Consider the following 16,865-nt stretch of genomic DNA (forward strand, 5'->3'; position numbering starts at 1 on the left):
GATATCCATGCTCATGTTCGAATCTTCGATTGCGAGATAGTTTCGATGAGGAGATCGACGCTCGGACCCATCGTTTCCAGCAAGGGAGCGGGCCAAACGCCGAGGACGATCACCAACAGCGCCAACACGAGAAGTACCGAGTTTTCCCGTAGCGTGCTGCCGGTCAGCGATTGAACATTCTCGTTGGCCACCGGTCCGTAGATGACCCGTTTATACATCCACAGGGTATAGGCGGCGCCCAAGATCAAGGTCATCGCCGCAAGAAAGGCGATCCACGCCCCGGCTTTGAAACTGGCGAGGATGACCATGAACTCCCCGGCGAATCCGGATGTACCGGGCACCCCGGAATTGGCCATCGCAAAGACCATCGCCAACGCCGCGAATACCGGCATGCGATGGGCGACCCCGCCATAATCCGAGATCATGCGACTGTGCAGGCGATCGTATAGAACCCCGATACAAAGAAAGAGCGCCCCGGAGATGAATCCATGCGAGATCATTTGCACCATCGCACCTTGGATTCCGAGGCTTGCGGTGGTGTGATCCAGCGGATCGGAAAGCAGGATCGGAAAGGCGACGAATATCCCCAAGGTGACGAATCCCATGTGGGAGACCGACGAGTAGGCGATCAGCTTCTTCATATCCGGCTGCACCAGAGCGACGAAGCCGATATAGACGATGGCGATCAAGGAGAGAACGATCATCGTCGAAGCCAGCGCCGCCGCCGCATCGGGCACCATCGGCAAACTAAAACGAAGGAAGCCATAGCCGCCGAGTTTGAGCATGATCGAGGCCAAAATGACCGAACCCCCGGTGGGAGCCTCGACATGGGCATCGGGCAACCAGGTATGCACCGGCCACATCGGAACCTTGACCGCAAAGGCGATCAAAAAAGCGATGAAGATCAAAACTTGCTCTTGCATCCCCAAGCGAAGACCGTAGAGATCCAAAATCGCGAACGAACCGGATTGGGAATGGAGATAGAGAAAAGCGATCAACATCAAGACCGAGCCGAAGAAGGTATATAGAAAGAATTTGATCGTGGCATAGATACGGCGCGGCCCGCCCCAGATACCGATAATCAAGAACATCGGGATCAGCAGCGCCTCCCAAAAGAAATAGAAGAGGATCGAATCGAGGGCCGAAAACGCACCGATCATCAACCCCTGCTGAATCAAGAAAGCGGCCATATATTGCGATTGCTTGGTGCCGATCCCCCACCCGGCGATGATCACGAGCACAGTCATCAATGTGGTGAGCACGATCAACGGCACCGAGATGCCATCCACTCCCAAGTGATAGTTGATATCGAAGGCGGGAAGCCATGCGGCCCGCTCGACGAACTGCACCGTCGCCACCTCCCGATCGAAGGCGGCCCACATCCAAATCGATAGTATGAAAACGATCAGGGAAACCACCAATGCGAGCAAGCGCGCGGAATCATCCCGATCCGGACGATTGCGATCGCGACGCCCCGATATCAATATCCAAGCCCCGCCGGCGATCGGGGCCCATATCAAAAGACTCAACAAGGGGATATTCACGATCATCTCTCCGTCATCATTTGCGCTATTCGATCAAAGACGAACGATCACGAAGAACGAGACCAACAGCACAAGGCCGATGATCATGGCAAAAGCGTAATGGTAGAGAAAACCGCTTTGGATCTTGCGGATCACTTTGGCAAGCCGGCCAACTGAAAAGGCACTGCCGTTGACGAGCAATCCGTCGATCAACCGCATATCCCCGACCCGCCACAATCCGGATCCGATCCTCCTTCCGAGAGCCGTCAGGATATTTTCATAGAGATCGTCGAAGTGGTATTTATGGATCAACAGGTTATGAAGCGAGGAGAATCGAGCGGCGATGCGAGCCGGAAGATCGGGGCGATGCAGCCATAAATACCAAGCGACGACGACCCCGAGAACGGCCAGCCAAAAAGGAGCGGTGACGAAAGAATGCAGCATCATCGCCCCCGCCCCGCCCCAAGCCGGGGCCATCTCCCCCAAGACATCGTGCTCGGGCATCACCATCATGCTCTGCCCGAAAAAAGTACCGTAAAGAATCGATTCGGCGAACAACCCTCCCGCTAAAAGCGAGGCGATGGCGAGGAAGATCAAGGGGATGGTCACCACCGCCGGACTCTCGCGCAGATGAGAACGGGTATGTTCGTCCATGCGCTCCTTGCCGTGGAAGACGAGGAAATACATCCTGAAACTATAAAGCGCGGTGACGAAGACCCCCGCCAGGATACAGACCCACGCAAAGGTGCTCCCCGGCAACTGCGAATGATGAACGGCTTCGATCAAGGATTCCTTGGAAAAGAATCCGGCGAACCCGGGGGTGCCGATCAAGGCGAGGGTGCCGATAAGGGCCGTGATCCAAGTGATCGGCATATAGCGTTTGAGTCCGCCCATGCGTCGCATATCCTGCTCGTGGTGCATGGCGATGATGACCGAACCCGCCCCGAGAAAAAGCAGCGCCTTGAAAAAGGCATGGGTGCCCAGATGAAAGATGCTCGCGGCATAAGCCGACGCTCCCAATCCGGTGGTCATATAGCCGAGCTGGGATAAGGTGGAGTAGGCAACCACCCGCTTGATATCGTGTTGCACCAACCCGAGCAGCCCCATGAACAAAGCGGTGATGGCTCCGATGATCAACATCGTGCTCAATGCGGTTTCGGAGAGTTCGAAGAGCGGGGACATCCTGGCGACCATGAAAATACCGGCGGTCACCATCGTTGCCGCGTGGATCAAAGCCGAGATCGGAGTGGGGCCCTCCATCGAATCCGGCAGCCAGACATGGAGCGGGAATTGCGCGGACTTGCCCATGGCCCCGATGAACAGACATAAACAAGCCACCGTCAACACCGACCACTCGGCACCGCCCGTCAACGGCAAGGATATCGTTTGGCCCTGGAGGGCGGGAGCCATGGCGAAGACTTCGTCGTAGCGCAGCGAGCCGGTGAAGGCGAGCAAACAGGCAATGCCGAGCAAAAACCCGAAATCCCCGACCCGATTGACCAAAAACGCCTTCAAATTCGCGCGAATCGCCGATTCCCGATCGAACCAAAAACCGATCAAGAGATAGGAAACGACTCCCACCGCCTCCCAGCCGAAAAAGAGCTGGATGAAGTTATTCGACATCACCAGCGTCAGCATCGCGAAAGTGAACAACGATATATAGCTGAAAAACCTCTGATAGCCGGGATCGTCTTTCATATAGCCGATGGTGTAGATATGCACCATCAACGATACGCTGGTGACGATCACCATCATCGTCACGCTCAACTCGTCGATCAAAAATCCTATCGGTATTTCCAGATCGCCGACCACCCCCCAAAGATAGAGGGTGTGATCGATCGGCGGGTGACCTGCGACCACGATGCGATACCAAGCGATGATCGAGAGGATCGTGGAGATCGCCACCAAGACGATCGTCACCCGGTGAGCCCCGACTCGACCGATCGCGCGCCCGCCGATCCCTGCGATCACCGCTCCGATCAAAGGAGCGAGCACCGCCCACAAAGTGACTTGGATCATCTACCGCTGTCCTTGTATTTTTTTACAGCTTCGATGCAAAGGTCGCCGATCCGGTCCCTTCGGAACGTCAACCCCGGGCTTGGTCGATATCCGCAACATTGATGGTCCGACGGCTGCGGAAGAGAACGATGAGGATGGCCAATCCGATGGCGGCCTCGGCGGCGGCCACGGTCAGGATGAAAAAGACGAAGATCTGCCCCGTCATATCATCGAGAAAACGAGAGAAAGCGACGAAATTGAGATTGACCGAGAGCAGCATCAACTCGATCGACATCAACAAGATGATCACGTTCTTGCGATTGAGAAAGATACCGGCAACGCTAAGACAAAAGAGGATCGCACCGAGTATCAAAAAGTGAGATAGAGGAATCATCGGCGCCGCTCGCTCGATTCATGTTCTGGATCCGAAGACGATGGCATGGATACGATACGAATGCGATCTTCGCGCTTGACCGCAACTTGGCGCGATGGATCTTGGCTCTTGGTACCGCTGCGCCGACGCATGGTCAAAGCGATCGCGGCCACGATCGCCACCAAGAGGATGGCGGCGGCGAGCTCGAAAGCATAGAGATGAACGGTATAGAGCAGCGTTCCGAGTTCCTTGGTATTGCTGTAATCGGCATCGCGATAGACGATATCGCCTACCGCGGGCAAGTCGATATCGGATGCCCCGATCACCAGTACGATCTCGATCACCACCACCGCGGCCACCAAGGCCCCGATCGGCAGATAGCGAGCGAAGCCCTCGCGCAAGGGAGCGAGGTTGATATCCAACATCATCACCACGAAGAGGAAGAGCACCATCACCGCGCCGACATAGACCAGCACGAGGACGATGGCGAGGAATTCCGCCTCCAAAAGGAGCCAGATACCGGCGCTGCTGAAAAACGCCATCACCAAAAAGAGAGCGCAATGCACCGGATTGCGGGCGCTGATCACCATGATCGCCGAGGCGACGAGCACGGCGGCAAGGGTATAGAAAACGAAGGAGATGAACATCAACGGTAGAGAGAATCGGCAAGGCGATCCTCTGCGATCTCCGATTCGAGCGAGTCGCCCAAGGCCAGCAACTTATCCTTGGTCATGATGTTCTCGCCGCGCTTTTCGAAATGGTATTCGTGCACCCGCGTTTCCACGATCGAATCGACGGGACAGGATTCTTCGCAAAATCCGCAGAAAATGCATTTGAAAAGATCGATATCGTAGCGAGTGGTGCGACGGCTTCCGTCGGCGCGCTTTTCCGAATCGATGGTGATCGCCAAGGCCGGACAGACCGCCTCGCAGAGCTTGCAGGCGATGCAGCGCTCTTCCCCGTTCGGGTAGCGCCTAAGCGCATGCAAGCCGCGAAAGCGTGGGGATTTCGGGGTCTTTTGCTCCGGATATTGCACCGTGAATTTTCTCTTCGTCATGTAGACGAAGGTCAGGCGCAGCCCTTTGAGCATTTCCAGCAGCAGCAGACTTTTGACGTATTGCCGAATCGTTTCCATGACGTTTATCGAGCCTAGTCGAACCACGGGGGCAAGCCGATCATGATCGCGATGCCGGTGACCGCGATCCACACCACCGTCAAGGGAATGAACACCTTCCACCCCAAACGCATGATCTGATCGTAGCGATACCTCGGGAAAGTGGCGCGCAACCACAAGAAGAGAAACATGAAGAAAACGGTCTTGAAGATGAACCAATGCACCCCGGGCTCGAACAGTCCGCCGATCAGCGGCAGCCCCGCAGCCAAGGGAAAGGGAGAGAGCCAACCCCCGAGAAACATCAGCACCGTCAAGGCGCTGATCAGAATCATATTGGCGTACTCGGCGAGGAAAAATACCGAAAACGCCATGCCCGAATACTCGACATGAAATCCGGCCACGATTTCCGATTCGCCCTCGGCGACATCGAAAGGCGCCCGATTGGTCTCGGCGATGCCCGAGATCATGTAGACGAGAAACATCGGCAACAGCGGCAACCAGAACCAGTTGACGATGCCCCCCTCTTGGGCGGCCACGATCTCGCGCAGATTGAGGCTGCCGGCGGCCATCAACACCACGACCAAAGCGAAACCCATGGCGATCTCGTAGGCGACGATCTGAGCGGCGCAGCGCATCGCCCCCAACAATGCATATTTCGAGTTCGAAGCCCAGCCGGCGATGATCACGCCATAGACCCCCAAGGAAGTCATGGCCAAGATATAGAGCAGCCCGGCGTTGATGTCGGAGATCACCAGAAAATCGGAAAAAGGAACCACCGCCCACGCCGCAAGGGCGCAGGTCAAGGAGATCACCGGAGCGATCAGGAAGAGGAAGCGATTGGCGCGAGCGGGAACGATCAACTCCTTGAACATCAGCTTGACCGCATCCGCAATGGGCTGCAGCCAGCCTTTGGGACCGACCCGATTCGGCCCGATGCGCACCTGCATATAGCCGATCACCTTGCGCTCGGCGTAGGTATACCAAGCCACCGTGATCAGCAAGGGAACGAGAAGCAAAGCGATTTTCAGCAATGTCTCCACCAGCAAAAAGAGATTCGCCGGGAGCCATCCGAACAGGTTGATGAGAAGATCGGACATCGTTTCGTATTTTCCGCTTCTATTATTTCCCGGCGCTTCGCTCGATGACGAGGGACCCGCCGTCGGCATCGATGGCCGCGCTCGAAGGTATTGCGCTCGGTAGATAGGCGCAGCCCTCGGGAACGCTCTCATCGGCAACCAGATCGATCTCGATCTCGTCGCCGGTCTTGTCATGCCGTACCCGCACCGAAGCCCCCGCCGCCAAAGAAAAGCGCTCGATGGTGGCGGGATTCAACGCAACCCCGGCACCGGCGCGCAAGGCATCGTCGGTGGCTTGCAAGGGGGCGGAACGGCGCACCAAGGAATCCACGGCGTGGATCGGCACCGGAGCGATACGCTCGACTTTGCACACATCTTTTTTCGAGTTTTTCGATGAATCGCCCTTCGTGGGCTCATCGCCGGCAACCGCCGAGATCGGCGGCAACCGCCAACCATCTGCGCTCGCCGGCTGCGGCGGACCGATATCTAAGCGTACGTCTTCGAGGCTCCTTTGATCGAAACCCTCCAGATCGAATCGATTGCCCAACACCCGCAAGATCCGCCAAGCCGGGCGACTCTCCCCCGGAGCGAGCGCTGCAGCCTTGAAGGATTGCCAAGTCCCCGTCATATTGACGAAAGTGCCGCCGGTTTCCGCGAAAGTGGCGATCGGTAAGATGACATGGGCATATTCGAGCATCGCCTGAGATCGAAAAGCGCTCAAAGCGACGACGAAGCGCGACCCTTCGAGTTTCGCCTTGGCTTTCGCCCCTTGCGCGCAATCAAGCTCCGGTTCGACCCCCAACAAGAACCAGCGATCGGCATCCGAGTGCAGCATCGACAACGCATCGAGCCCCGGTTGCGCCGGCTTCGTTCCTTGCGGTCCGCGGTGCGGAACCGCCCCGGCGATCCACGCTCCGGCGGCATTCGCACCCTCGTCCAAGGTGCCCAGGGTCGATCCCGTCAACTGCGCAAGATGGGCGGCAATCCCGCGCAAGGCGGCCGCTTGTCGATGCCCGAGGGCTTGGGGTCCGATCAAGATCGCCCCTCGCTCGGCTTCGATCAGCGCGCGGGCAATGGCTTGCGCTTTTTCCTCGACGTGCGCTTTTTTATCGCCGAGAGCCGTCCCCGCTCCTTCGAGCAAAGGACGAAGCGCTTCGAGATCGCCCCCGGCGATTCGGGCCGCCGCTCCCGCAACCTCGACAAGCCCCGAGAGCAGCGCCGACGGGGGCACGACAATCCGCTCGCTCGCCGCCAGATTGAGCGGATGATCCGCGGTGTCGAGATAGGAAATCGCCGCCCCTCGCAGACTCGCCTTGCGCAGACGATGGTTGATCAGCGGATGTTCCTTGCGGGTGATGGAACCTACCAGGAATGCGGCATCGAGCCCTTCGATATCGTCGATCCCCAGCCCGAGGGTCGGGTAGCTCGGGGCTTGCTCCTGATCCGAGAAATCGTGCTGCCGCAGACGATGATCGATATTGGGGCTACCGAGCCCTCGAAGCAATCGCTGAAAAAGAAAGAGTTCTTCCAAAGTGCTCGAAGGGGAAGCAAGCGCCGCGATCTTGCCGCTCAAGTCCCCGGCCGAATCCTCGCCCCCGGACATGCCGGCGACCACCGCATCCAAGGCCTCCTCCCAAGGGGCCTCGCGCCAGCCATCCGCATCGCGCAGCATCGGGGCAAGCACCCGATCGTCACTACGAAGCCCCTCGTATCCGAAACGATCCCGATCCGAGATCCAGACCTCGTTGATCGACTCGTTGGCCTTGGGAAGCACCCGCATCACCTGCCCTCGGCGCACATGCAAGTGGATATTCGATCCGATGGGGTCGTGGGGAGCGATACCGTCGTGCTGCGCCATCTCCCACGATCGGGCGCTAAAGCGAAAGGGTTTGGAAGTCAGGGCCCCGACCGGACAAAGATCGATCACATTGCCCGAGAGCTCGTTGTCGATGCCGTTTTCGATGAAGGTCCCGATCTCCATCGCCTCGCCTCGACCGGTAACCCCGAGCTCCGGCATTCCGGCGATCTCCTCCCCGAAGCGAACGCAGCGCGTGCAGTGAATGCAACGGGTCATGTCGGTGGCGATCAAGGGCCCCAGATTCTTGTCGACCACCACCCGCTTGCGCTCGTTGAAGCGGGAGATATCGCGTCCGTAGCCCATCGCCAGATCTTGCAGCTCGCACTCCCCTCCCTGATCGCAGATCGGACAATCGAGCGGATGATTGATGAGCAAGAACTCCATCACCGATTTTTGGGCATTGCGAGCGGCCTTCGAGCGGGTGAAAACCCTCATGCCCTCGGCCACCGGGGTGGCGCAAGCCGGCAACGCCTTGGGCGCCTTCTCGACTTCCACCAGACACATCCGGCAATTGGCGGCGACGGTCAACTTGCGGTGATAGCAAAAACGCGGGATCGGGATGGCGTTGGCATCCGCCACCTCGATCAGCATCTGACCTTTGCGGGCGGTACAGGCGCGTCCGTCGATCTCGATATTGAGAGTGTTGTCGCTGTCGGTGCTCATCAGATTCGATGCCTTGGCATAAAGATCCGGTTCGAGGCCGGTGTTTCAGGCCGCTGCGCCCATCGAGACCTCGGGTGGATGCCTACCGTGGTCGATGTGGTATTGGAATTCGCTGCGGAAATAGCGCAAGAAACCCTGTACCGGCCAAGCGGCGGCATCGCCCAAGGCGCAGATCGTTCGACCCTCGATATTGTTGGCGACATCGAGGAGCAGATCGAGCTCATCTTGTCGGGCCTCGCCCCGCTCGATACGGCATAGCACCCGATAGAGCCAGCCGGTTCCTTCTCGGCAGGGGGTGCACTGCCCGCAGGATTCGGCGTAATAAAAACGGGAGATCCGGCGCAGCATGCTCACCATCGAGGCGGTTTCATCCATCACCACCACCGCCCCGGAGCCGAGCATCGAGCCCGCCTTTTGGATGGAGTCGTAATCCATATCGACTTCCATCATGATATCGCCGGGCAGCGGAGGAACGGAGGAGCCCCCGGGGATCACCGCTTTGAGCGCCCTTCCCTTGCGCACCCCTCCGGCCAACGCCAGCAGATCGCGAAAGGGGGTGCCCAAGGGGACCTCGAAATTCCCCGGGCGATTGACATGCCCGGAAACGGAAAAGCATTTGACGCCGCCGTTGTTCGGTCGCCCGAGTCCCATGAACCAATCCCCGCCCCGACGCATGATCGAAGGGACCGAGGCGTAGGTCTCGGTGTTGTTGATGGTGGTCGGCCGACCGTAGAGTCCGTATTGGGCGGGAAAGGGAGGCTTGAATCTCGGCTGCCCCTTCTTGCCCTCCAACGATTCGATCAGGGCGGTTTCCTCGCCGCAGATATAGGCCCCGGCGCCCAAGGTGCCGTAAAGATCGAAATCCACCCCGCTCGAAAGAATGTTACGGCCGAGCAACCCCGCTTGGTAAGCGGAGCGAAGGGCTTGCTCGAAACGCATGAAGGGCTCGTCCATGAACTCGCCCCGCATGTAGTTGTAGCCGACCGTCGCCCCCATCGCATACCCGCCGATCGCCATGCCCTCGACCAAGGCATGAGGGTTGAAGCGTAGGATATCGCGATCCTTGCAAGTCCCGGGCTCGCTTTCGTCCGAATTGCAAACCGCGTATTTTTGGATCGAGGCATCTTTGGGCATGAAGCTCCACTTGACCCCGGCGGGAAACCCCGCCCCGCCCCGCCCCCGCAGACCGGATTTTTTCACCTCGTCGACGATGGCCTGCGGCGGGATCTTCTCTTTCAGGATGCGCCGCCAAGCCTCGTAGCCGCCGATCTTCTCGTAGCTTTCGATGCTCCAAGGGCGCTCCAATCCCGATGTGGCGTAGCACACCGAGTTGAGGTGCTCGATCTCGGGCGGGGTCGGATTCGCAGTCGGATTCGAATTCGAAGAGGTCATGGCTGTCGATTTTCTTTCCGCGGCAAGCAGGCTTTATGAAAGCCTTTTCAGTCCAAGGCGTCGAGGATCTCGTCCACCTTGGCGGGCGTCAGATTCTCGTGATAGACATGATCCACCATCATCATCGGCGCACCGCAGCAGGCGGCGAGGCATTCCTCCTCGGGTTTGAGATAGAACTTTCCGTCAGCGCTGCTTTCGCCGAGTTCGATCCCCAATCGCTTTTCGATATGGGCGAGGATTTCGTCGCTGCCTCGTAGCATGCAAGAGATATTCGTGCACACCGAGATGCTGTGGCGACCGACCGGCCGGGTCTCGAACATCGAATAGAAACTTGCGGCCTCGTACACCCAGATCACCGGCAGATCGAGATAGGCGGCCACCGCGTTCATCAACTCTTGGGTCAGGTGCCCGTGATTTTGATGCTGGGCCTCGCGCAATGCCGCCAGCAGGGCCGAGCGGCGCTGATCCGGCGGATAGCGCTCGCACCACTCGTCGATGCTCTTTCGAGTGTGATCGCTCAAGACCTGCCGAGCCTCTTGCGGGCTCATCGGCTGCGAAACACTCAGCGTTGCGATATTCGGGGACTGAGGCATCAGCGGTCGATCTCTCCGAAGACGATATCCATCGTGCCGATGATCGCCACCACATCCGCAAGCATGTGTCCTTTGACCATTTCGTCGATCGCCGAAAGATGCGCAAAACCCGGGGCTCGCACCTTGAGCCGATAGGGCTTGTTGGCTCCGTCGGAAACGAGATAGACGCCGAACTCCCCTTTGGGATGCTCGACCGCGGCGTAGGCCTCGCCCGCAGGGGTGCAATAGCCCTCGGTGAAGAGTTTGAAGTGGTGGATCAAGGACTCCATATCCTCTTTCATCTCGGTGCGCGCAGGAGCGGCCAATTTGCGATCATCGAGCATCACCGGGCCCGGATTGTCTCGCAGCCAATCGACGCATTGGCGAATGATGCGATTGGACTGGCGCATTTCCTCGATGCGCACGAGATATCGATCGTAGCAATCACCGTTGACTCCCACCGGGATATCGAAATCGATCCGATCGTAGACCTCATAAGGCTGTTTCTTGCGCAGATCCCATTCGACACCGGATCCGCGCAGCATCGGGCCGGTGAACCCCAAGGCCAAGGCACGATCGGGGGAAACGCTCCCGATACCCACCGTCCGCTGCTTCCATATACGGTTGTCGGTCAGGAGGGTTTCGTATTCGTCGACGCAGCGGGGGAAGCGTTCGGTAAAGGATTCGATGAAATCGAGCAGCGAACCTTGACGAGCGGCGTTGAGGCGCTTGATATCGCTTTCGCTTCGCCCCGGCGCCGGTAGATGGAGGGGCATCGCCTCCGGTAGATCGCGATAGATCCCGCCGGGACGATAGTAAGTGGCATGCATCCTCGCACCCGAAACCGCCTCGTAGCAATCCATCAGATCCTCTCGCTCGCGAAAGCAGTAGAGGAAGACGGTCATCGCCCCGATATCGAGACCATGGGCGCCGAGCCACATCAGATGGTTGAGGATGCGGGTGATCTCATCGAACATCACCCGGATATATTGCGCCCGCAAAGGCGGCTTGACCCCCAGAAGTTTCTCGATGGCGAGCACATAGCCGTGTTCGTTGCACATCATCGATACATAATCCAACCGGTCCATATAACCGATGCTTTGGTTATAGGGCTTGCTCTCGGCGAGTTTTTCCGTCGCCCGATGCAGCAATCCGATATGCGGATCCGCCCGCTCGATGATCTCACCGTCCATCTCCAGCACCAAGCGCAGCACTCCGTGCGCCGCCGGATGCTGGGGGCCGAAATTGAGCGTGAAATTCTGGATCTCAGGCATCGTCGGAGGCGCTATCGAGCGATGGGCCGGACTCGCCGGCGGTGGGGGTCTTTCGGATCACCTTCGGCACCAGAGTTCTCGGGGTGATCGATACCGGCTCGTAGATCACCCGACGCCGCGTCGGGTCATAGCGCATCTCGACCTCCCCGATCAAGGGAAAATCCTTGCGGAAAGGGTGGCCGACGAAACCGTAATCGGTCAGGATGCGCCGCAAATCGGGATGTCCGTCGAAAAGAATGCCGAAGAGATCGAAGGCCTCGCGTTCATACCAATCGGCAACGGGCCAGATCTCGCGCACCGAAGGGATCACCGGCGGATCTCCCTCGCCTGCGGTGCGCAACCGGATCCGCTGGTTGCGTTCGCACGAAAGAAGATGGTAGATGACCGCAAAGCGCGAACCCGAACGAGGATCGCCTGCGTTGCGAAAATCGTGGTTGCGAGAATCGAGAAGGCCGGGTCCATCATCCCCCTCCCCGGCGTCGCTCGGCGGCGAGCCTCCTTGCAAGGCATCGTTCGTCTCGTCGTCGTCATCCAAACCGAAAACCCTCTCCCGGGGACGCACCGCGCGGGAAAAGCCTTGGGCGGTGGCGATATCGCTCGTTCGCCAATCCGCTTGACCGTATTCCAGATAGTCGATACCACATAGATCGATCAGTTGCGTGAAGCGAAAATCGTCTTCGTCGCGCAGCGCTCGACAAAGGGACAAGAGCCGATCCGGGGCCACGGTGACGGTGATCCCCCCGGCCGGAGACAAACACGCATCGACCGCATCTCCCAATCGGTCGCGTACAAGCGTCATGAGACGGGCTTCGGACATCGCGGCGGTTTTCGATTCGATGGAGTCGATGAGGATGGAAGCGAAGGGGGCGGCGGATCGGCTAGCGAGCGATGGTGTGCTCGCGCCGAATTTTATCGTGCAGGCGAATGATCCCGTAAAGCAGCGCCTCCGCCGTCGGCGGACAACCCGGAACGTAGATATCGACGGGGACGATGCGGTCGCAACCTCGAACCACGGAGTAAGAGTAGTGGTAGTAGCCGCCGCCGTTGGCGCACGAGCCCATCGAGATCACCCAGCGCGGCTCGGGCATTTGATCGTAGACCTTGCGCAAAGCCGGAGCCATCTTGTTGACCAACGTTCCGGCAACGATCATCACATCCGATTGCCTCGGGCTCGGCCGAAAAACCGTACCGAAACGATCCAGATCGTAACGAGCGGCTCCCGCATGCATCATCTCCACCGCACAGCAAGCCAAGCCGAAGGACATCGGCCACAAGGAGCCGGTCCGGGCCCAGTTGATCAACTTGTCGGCGGTGGTCGTGACGAATCCCTGCTCGATATAGCCTTCTATTCCCATTCGAGCGCACCCTTTTTCCACTCGTAGATGAAGCCCACCACGAGGATCGCAAGAAAGATCATCATCGCCCCGAAGCCCACGATACCGATTTCATCGAGCACCACGGCCCACGGAAAGAGAAAGGCGATTTCCAGATCGAAGATGATGAAGAGGATCGCGACCAAGTAGTAGCGCACATCGAACTTCATGCGCGAATCCTCGAAAGCCTCGAAGCCGCATTCATAAGGAGAGAGTTTGTCGGCATCCGGGCGGCGAGGCCCGAGCACCGCTCCGGCGGCCAACATCGCCCCGCCGAGCACCGCCCCGACAATGAGAAAAAGAAGAATCGGAAAGTAGTTTTCCAACATCGAATATTCGCCCCGGAGGAATCGCCTCGTCGTTCGTCTTTCGTTGATGCTCTCGATTGCGAATTGTAAGAGAGAATCACCCAAAATGATCTTGTTGTCGGACGATCTCTTGCCTTTTTCGATCGCTTTTCGATCGCTTTTCGCTCGTTTTGCTCGCCGATGATATCGAAATGCCCTCGATGGACTCCGAAAGACGGCGGTTCTTTCGAAAATCGGTCTTGAACGCCGGATCCGAATGCCGTTATCGAGTCGGTGCTTCCCGATGGGGTTGCCCCTATCGAGGTAGCATTTTCATCCGGGGATCACCCGCTGTCCGCTTCAACAAAGAGGATCGATTTCGAGACTTGGCGTACCGAAGCCATAACGAGCCGATCGAGCTCCGCCGGCGGCGGCGAGCGATCACCCGATCTCGTCTCGTTGCGGGACTCGCAAATCATCGATCCCCCGCTTGCTCGCCCTTCGCAATCTCCCAAGCGATGCCGATCGACGCGGATCGTCTAGCGGATCGTCTATTTGATCGTGATCACCGTACCCACGCCCATATCCCAACCATCGGCGAAGTCGCCGCTTTCCCCCGTGATATAAATATCCCAATCCAGCCAATCCAACCACACTCGCTTCGACTCGCTCTCGAAACGATAGCCCAAACGACCCCGACGCTCGTTCTCGGCGCTTGCGAATTCCACATAAGGCGAGCCGGTGCGACCGCCTCCCAACCCTATTCCGTAGGCCAACTTCGTATTCCAACGAGGGGCGTTCGAGGAACCAAAGCTCGATGACAGCCCCGCAAAGGCATCGTCCGAGAACAGCGCATCCAATCCCCCTTCCGCTTGCGCACCGCCTCGTTCGTTGCCGAGACTGACGAAGAATCCTCGGCTCGATGCGGGATCGCCATCCCATTGCAGCGTTGCCGATATCCCCCAATCGCGCACCGCTTCCTCTTGGTGATGCACCAACGTCCTTCCTTTGAGCGAGAGTTCCAATCCGGTCGAGCGCGCATCGAAGAACAATCCTCCCCCCACATCCACTCCCCATCCCCGCTCGGCATCACCGCTGTCGTGACGGATCCCGGCTTCCAGCTTTTGCGAGAAGCGGGCTCCCGCTTCGCTCCTTTGCATCATCGATCCCTCGATTCCGGCGCGAATCCGTCTTGTCTCGCCCTCGATCTCTCCCCATCCACCCACCTCGTCCGTACGGATATCCGTCCACAGGAAATCCGTCGTATACGCAAGGCCGAACTCCTCTTCCGGCAACCCGATCAGATCGTTTCTGACGCCGAAGTTCATCATCCCCCAACCCAGCGACCCCTCGGCAGCGGAGCCATCCGATCGATTCAGTCTCATCTCTCCGCTTCCATAGCCGACCGCACCGCGCAAGCGCATCCCCCCTTCGAGATCCATCGCAACCCACGGAATCATCGTCGTCAGACTCGCTTCCTTGCCCGTCGACCCACCCTCCTCGAGCAGATCGCCCTCGCCCTCGCTATGCATCCCCACCAAGCCCACCATCCAATCCCCTTGCGCGTAATCCACCCCCAGCATCCCGGTGTTCACCTTCCCGTCCACCGCGGATCCGACCGTGCGTCCTTCGTATCCCGATGCTTGAATCTCCCCCCATAACGACACGCCCCCGCCCGCTTCGGTGCCTTGGGTGATATTGAACGAGGTTCCGCTCGATAGCGCATCGCTCAGGGTCATCGTCCGCTCGCGCTCGAAGTCGTCTTCTCGATCCTCGTCCGAATCCTCCCTCCTCATCTTATCGAGGCTCTCCATCGAGACCTCCCCGCCTTCGATCTCGCGACCGGCCACCCTCGCCGACACCCCCGCATCCCTTCGTCGAGCGCTATCCATCCGAGACTCGATCCCCTCGATCGCCTGCGATCCCACCGTCCTTGCAAATCGCGTCAGCCACGCCGAGCCTTTCCCGGCATCGCGCACCGTCACACCGATCCGATCCTTCACCCCCTCGTAATCCCCTCCCGAGGCCTGCACCAAGATCTCGGCGCGCTCGTCGTCATCGTTCGCATCTCGCAGGGCCTCCACCCTCACCTCGCGCATCTCGTTCCAATCCGCAGGCTCGATGACCATCGTGCTTTGCCTGCCCCGGGCAACCGGATCCGTATCCACTTCGAGATCGGCTCCACTCAATACCTGCACCGTCAACGTCACCGCGCGCGTCGGGCGCGTCGCCGGCCTCACTCGGAAATACCCGCTCTCCCCCTCGGCCAATTCCATCGATCCGCGATCGAGAACCAGACCCCGAGTGTCATCGTCTCTGATCGATATCGGTACCTGCCCTCTTACACCGTCGTAGCCTCCCCCGGACGCCGATAGATATAAACGAGATTCCTCATCCGCACCGTCAGCATCATCCAATGCCATGAAGAGCACTTCCTGCGGCTGATTCCAGTTCTCGGGGGTGAATACCGGCCTCGGCAATCCTGGCGACCTCCGCAATCGATCAGCGCTCGATAGCAAGGCCGCCCGCTCCTGAGCGAAGACGATTTCCACATCCCCGCTCGGACGCGTCGCCAGATTCATTCTGAAACGACCGACTCCCCCCTCCCTGATCTCCAACGGCACTTCCATCAACACAAGCGCCGCCTCATCGTTATCGATGATCGACATGCCCACCTCTTCCTTGACGCCCTCATACCCTCCGCCCGAAGCCGACACCGGGATCACCGCACTCTCGTCGAAGGCATCGTCATCCTCGGCGGCGGAGACGACGACCTCTTGCATCACCTCCCAATTCGATGGTCCGAATGTCAATCCGGATGGGGTGATCGCGATATCGGGGTTATCCAATATCCCCACAACCAGACTCACCTCGCCTTTTGGCCTGACCGAAAGGCTCACTCGGAAGCGGCGCTCCCTTCCCTCCTCGACTTCCAGCGGCACCCCCTCGAAGGTCAACCCCGCTCCGGCGACGGGACCCGGTTCATTCGGCTCGTTCGGCTCGTTCGGCTCACCCGGAACGACCGGCGGGGGGCTTGGAGCACGCGGGGGGCTCGGATAAGGATCCACCGGAACGACCGGCTCCGGTATCACCGTGAGATCGTTCACCCCCACGGCCACCGTGCCATCAACCCCCGCATAGCCTCCTCCCGAGGCCGACAGCGACACCCTCGCACTGTCATTGGCGGTGTCATGATCCTCGGCCGCAAGGACGAGCACCGCCTGCGATGTATTCCAATTCGAAACCGTGAAACGAAGCTCGGTCTGATTGCCGGGAGTGCCGGGGTCGGTATCGACCGTGACATCCACATTGCTCGGCTGGACCAAGCTCACCCTAACCTCCGATCTCGGCTGCACCGACAA

The 16,865-nt window shown here is 59.0% G+C and carries 14 protein-coding genes; all 14 read right to left on the reverse strand.

Annotation, left to right across the window (positions count from 1 at the left end; genetic code table 11):
• Positions 1 to 11 precede the first annotated feature (11 nt).
• Positions 12 to 1,550, reverse strand: coding sequence for an NADH-quinone oxidoreductase subunit M (locus BF99_RS0118545; RefSeq protein WP_025772316.1), 1,539 nt, complete (start codon positions 1,548 to 1,550; stop codon positions 12 to 14).
• 27 nt (positions 1,551 to 1,577) lie between these two features.
• Positions 1,578 to 3,542, reverse strand: a complete 1,965-nt coding sequence (gene nuoL / locus BF99_RS0118550; protein ID WP_025772318.1) for an NADH-quinone oxidoreductase subunit L — start codon at positions 3,540 to 3,542, stop codon at positions 1,578 to 1,580.
• 67 nt (positions 3,543 to 3,609) lie between these two features.
• A complete protein-coding gene (gene nuoK, locus BF99_RS0118555; protein WP_025772320.1) occupies positions 3,610 to 3,915 on the reverse strand; it encodes an NADH-quinone oxidoreductase subunit NuoK in 306 nt (101 codons plus the stop codon).
• Complete coding sequence (locus BF99_RS0118560; RefSeq protein ID WP_081759355.1) at positions 3,912 to 4,541, reverse strand: NADH-quinone oxidoreductase subunit J; 630 nt, start codon at positions 4,539 to 4,541, stop codon at positions 3,912 to 3,914. The genes nuoK and BF99_RS0118560 overlap by 4 nt, the downstream gene beginning before the upstream one ends.
• The gene (nuoI, locus tag BF99_RS0118565; protein WP_025772324.1) at positions 4,541 to 5,029 is read right to left on the reverse strand and encodes an NADH-quinone oxidoreductase subunit NuoI; all 489 of its coding nucleotides are present in this window, start codon (positions 5,027 to 5,029) and stop codon (positions 4,541 to 4,543) included. The genes BF99_RS0118560 and nuoI overlap by 1 nt, the downstream gene beginning before the upstream one ends.
• A 14-nt stretch (positions 5,030 to 5,043) precedes the next feature.
• Positions 5,044 to 6,105 carry an NADH-quinone oxidoreductase subunit NuoH gene (nuoH, locus tag BF99_RS0118570; protein ID WP_025772326.1) on the reverse strand — a complete coding sequence of 354 codons (1,062 nt, stop codon included), beginning with the start codon at positions 6,103 to 6,105 and terminating at the stop codon, positions 5,044 to 5,046.
• A gap of 22 nt (positions 6,106 to 6,127) precedes the next feature.
• Entirely contained in the window at positions 6,128 to 8,605 is a 2,478-nt protein-coding gene (gene nuoG, locus BF99_RS0118575) for an NADH-quinone oxidoreductase subunit NuoG (protein ID WP_025772328.1), read from the reverse strand.
• A 45-nt stretch (positions 8,606 to 8,650) separates the two neighbouring features.
• Positions 8,651 to 9,997, reverse strand: coding sequence for an NADH-quinone oxidoreductase subunit NuoF (nuoF, locus tag BF99_RS0118580; protein ID WP_025772330.1), 1,347 nt, complete (start codon positions 9,995 to 9,997; stop codon positions 8,651 to 8,653).
• Between the two features lie 47 nt (positions 9,998 to 10,044).
• A complete protein-coding gene (locus BF99_RS0118585) occupies positions 10,045 to 10,545 on the reverse strand; it encodes an NADH-quinone oxidoreductase subunit NuoE family protein (RefSeq protein WP_025772331.1) in 501 nt (166 codons plus the stop codon).
• 44 nt (positions 10,546 to 10,589) lie between these two features.
• Positions 10,590 to 11,843 (reverse strand): NADH-quinone oxidoreductase subunit D, encoded by a 1,254-nt coding sequence (locus BF99_RS0118590; RefSeq protein ID WP_025772333.1) that lies wholly within the window; start codon positions 11,841 to 11,843, stop codon positions 10,590 to 10,592.
• Positions 11,836 to 12,642 (reverse strand): NADH-quinone oxidoreductase subunit C, encoded by an 807-nt coding sequence (locus BF99_RS0118595; RefSeq protein ID WP_051482983.1) that lies wholly within the window; start codon positions 12,640 to 12,642, stop codon positions 11,836 to 11,838. Before BF99_RS0118595 ends, BF99_RS0118590 begins: the two co-directional genes overlap by 8 nt.
• 79 nt (positions 12,643 to 12,721) lie before the next feature.
• The gene (locus BF99_RS0118600) at positions 12,722 to 13,198 is read right to left on the reverse strand and encodes a NuoB/complex I 20 kDa subunit family protein (RefSeq protein ID WP_025772336.1); all 477 of its coding nucleotides are present in this window, start codon (positions 13,196 to 13,198) and stop codon (positions 12,722 to 12,724) included.
• On the reverse strand, positions 13,189 to 13,545 hold the full coding sequence (locus tag BF99_RS0118605; protein WP_025772338.1) for an NADH-quinone oxidoreductase subunit A: 357 nt from the start codon (positions 13,543 to 13,545) through the stop codon (positions 13,189 to 13,191). The genes BF99_RS0118600 and BF99_RS0118605 overlap by 10 nt, the downstream gene beginning before the upstream one ends.
• A 509-nt stretch (positions 13,546 to 14,054) precedes the next feature.
• Positions 14,055 to 16,835 carry a hypothetical protein gene (locus BF99_RS0118615; RefSeq protein ID WP_156013479.1) on the reverse strand — a complete coding sequence of 927 codons (2,781 nt, stop codon included), beginning with the start codon at positions 16,833 to 16,835 and terminating at the stop codon, positions 14,055 to 14,057.
• Between the last annotated feature and the right edge of the window lie 30 nt (positions 16,836 to 16,865).

This window comes from Thioalkalivibrio sp. HK1, assembly GCA_000583135.1.
In the GTDB taxonomy this organism is placed as follows: domain Bacteria; phylum Pseudomonadota; class Gammaproteobacteria; order HK1; family HK1; genus HK1.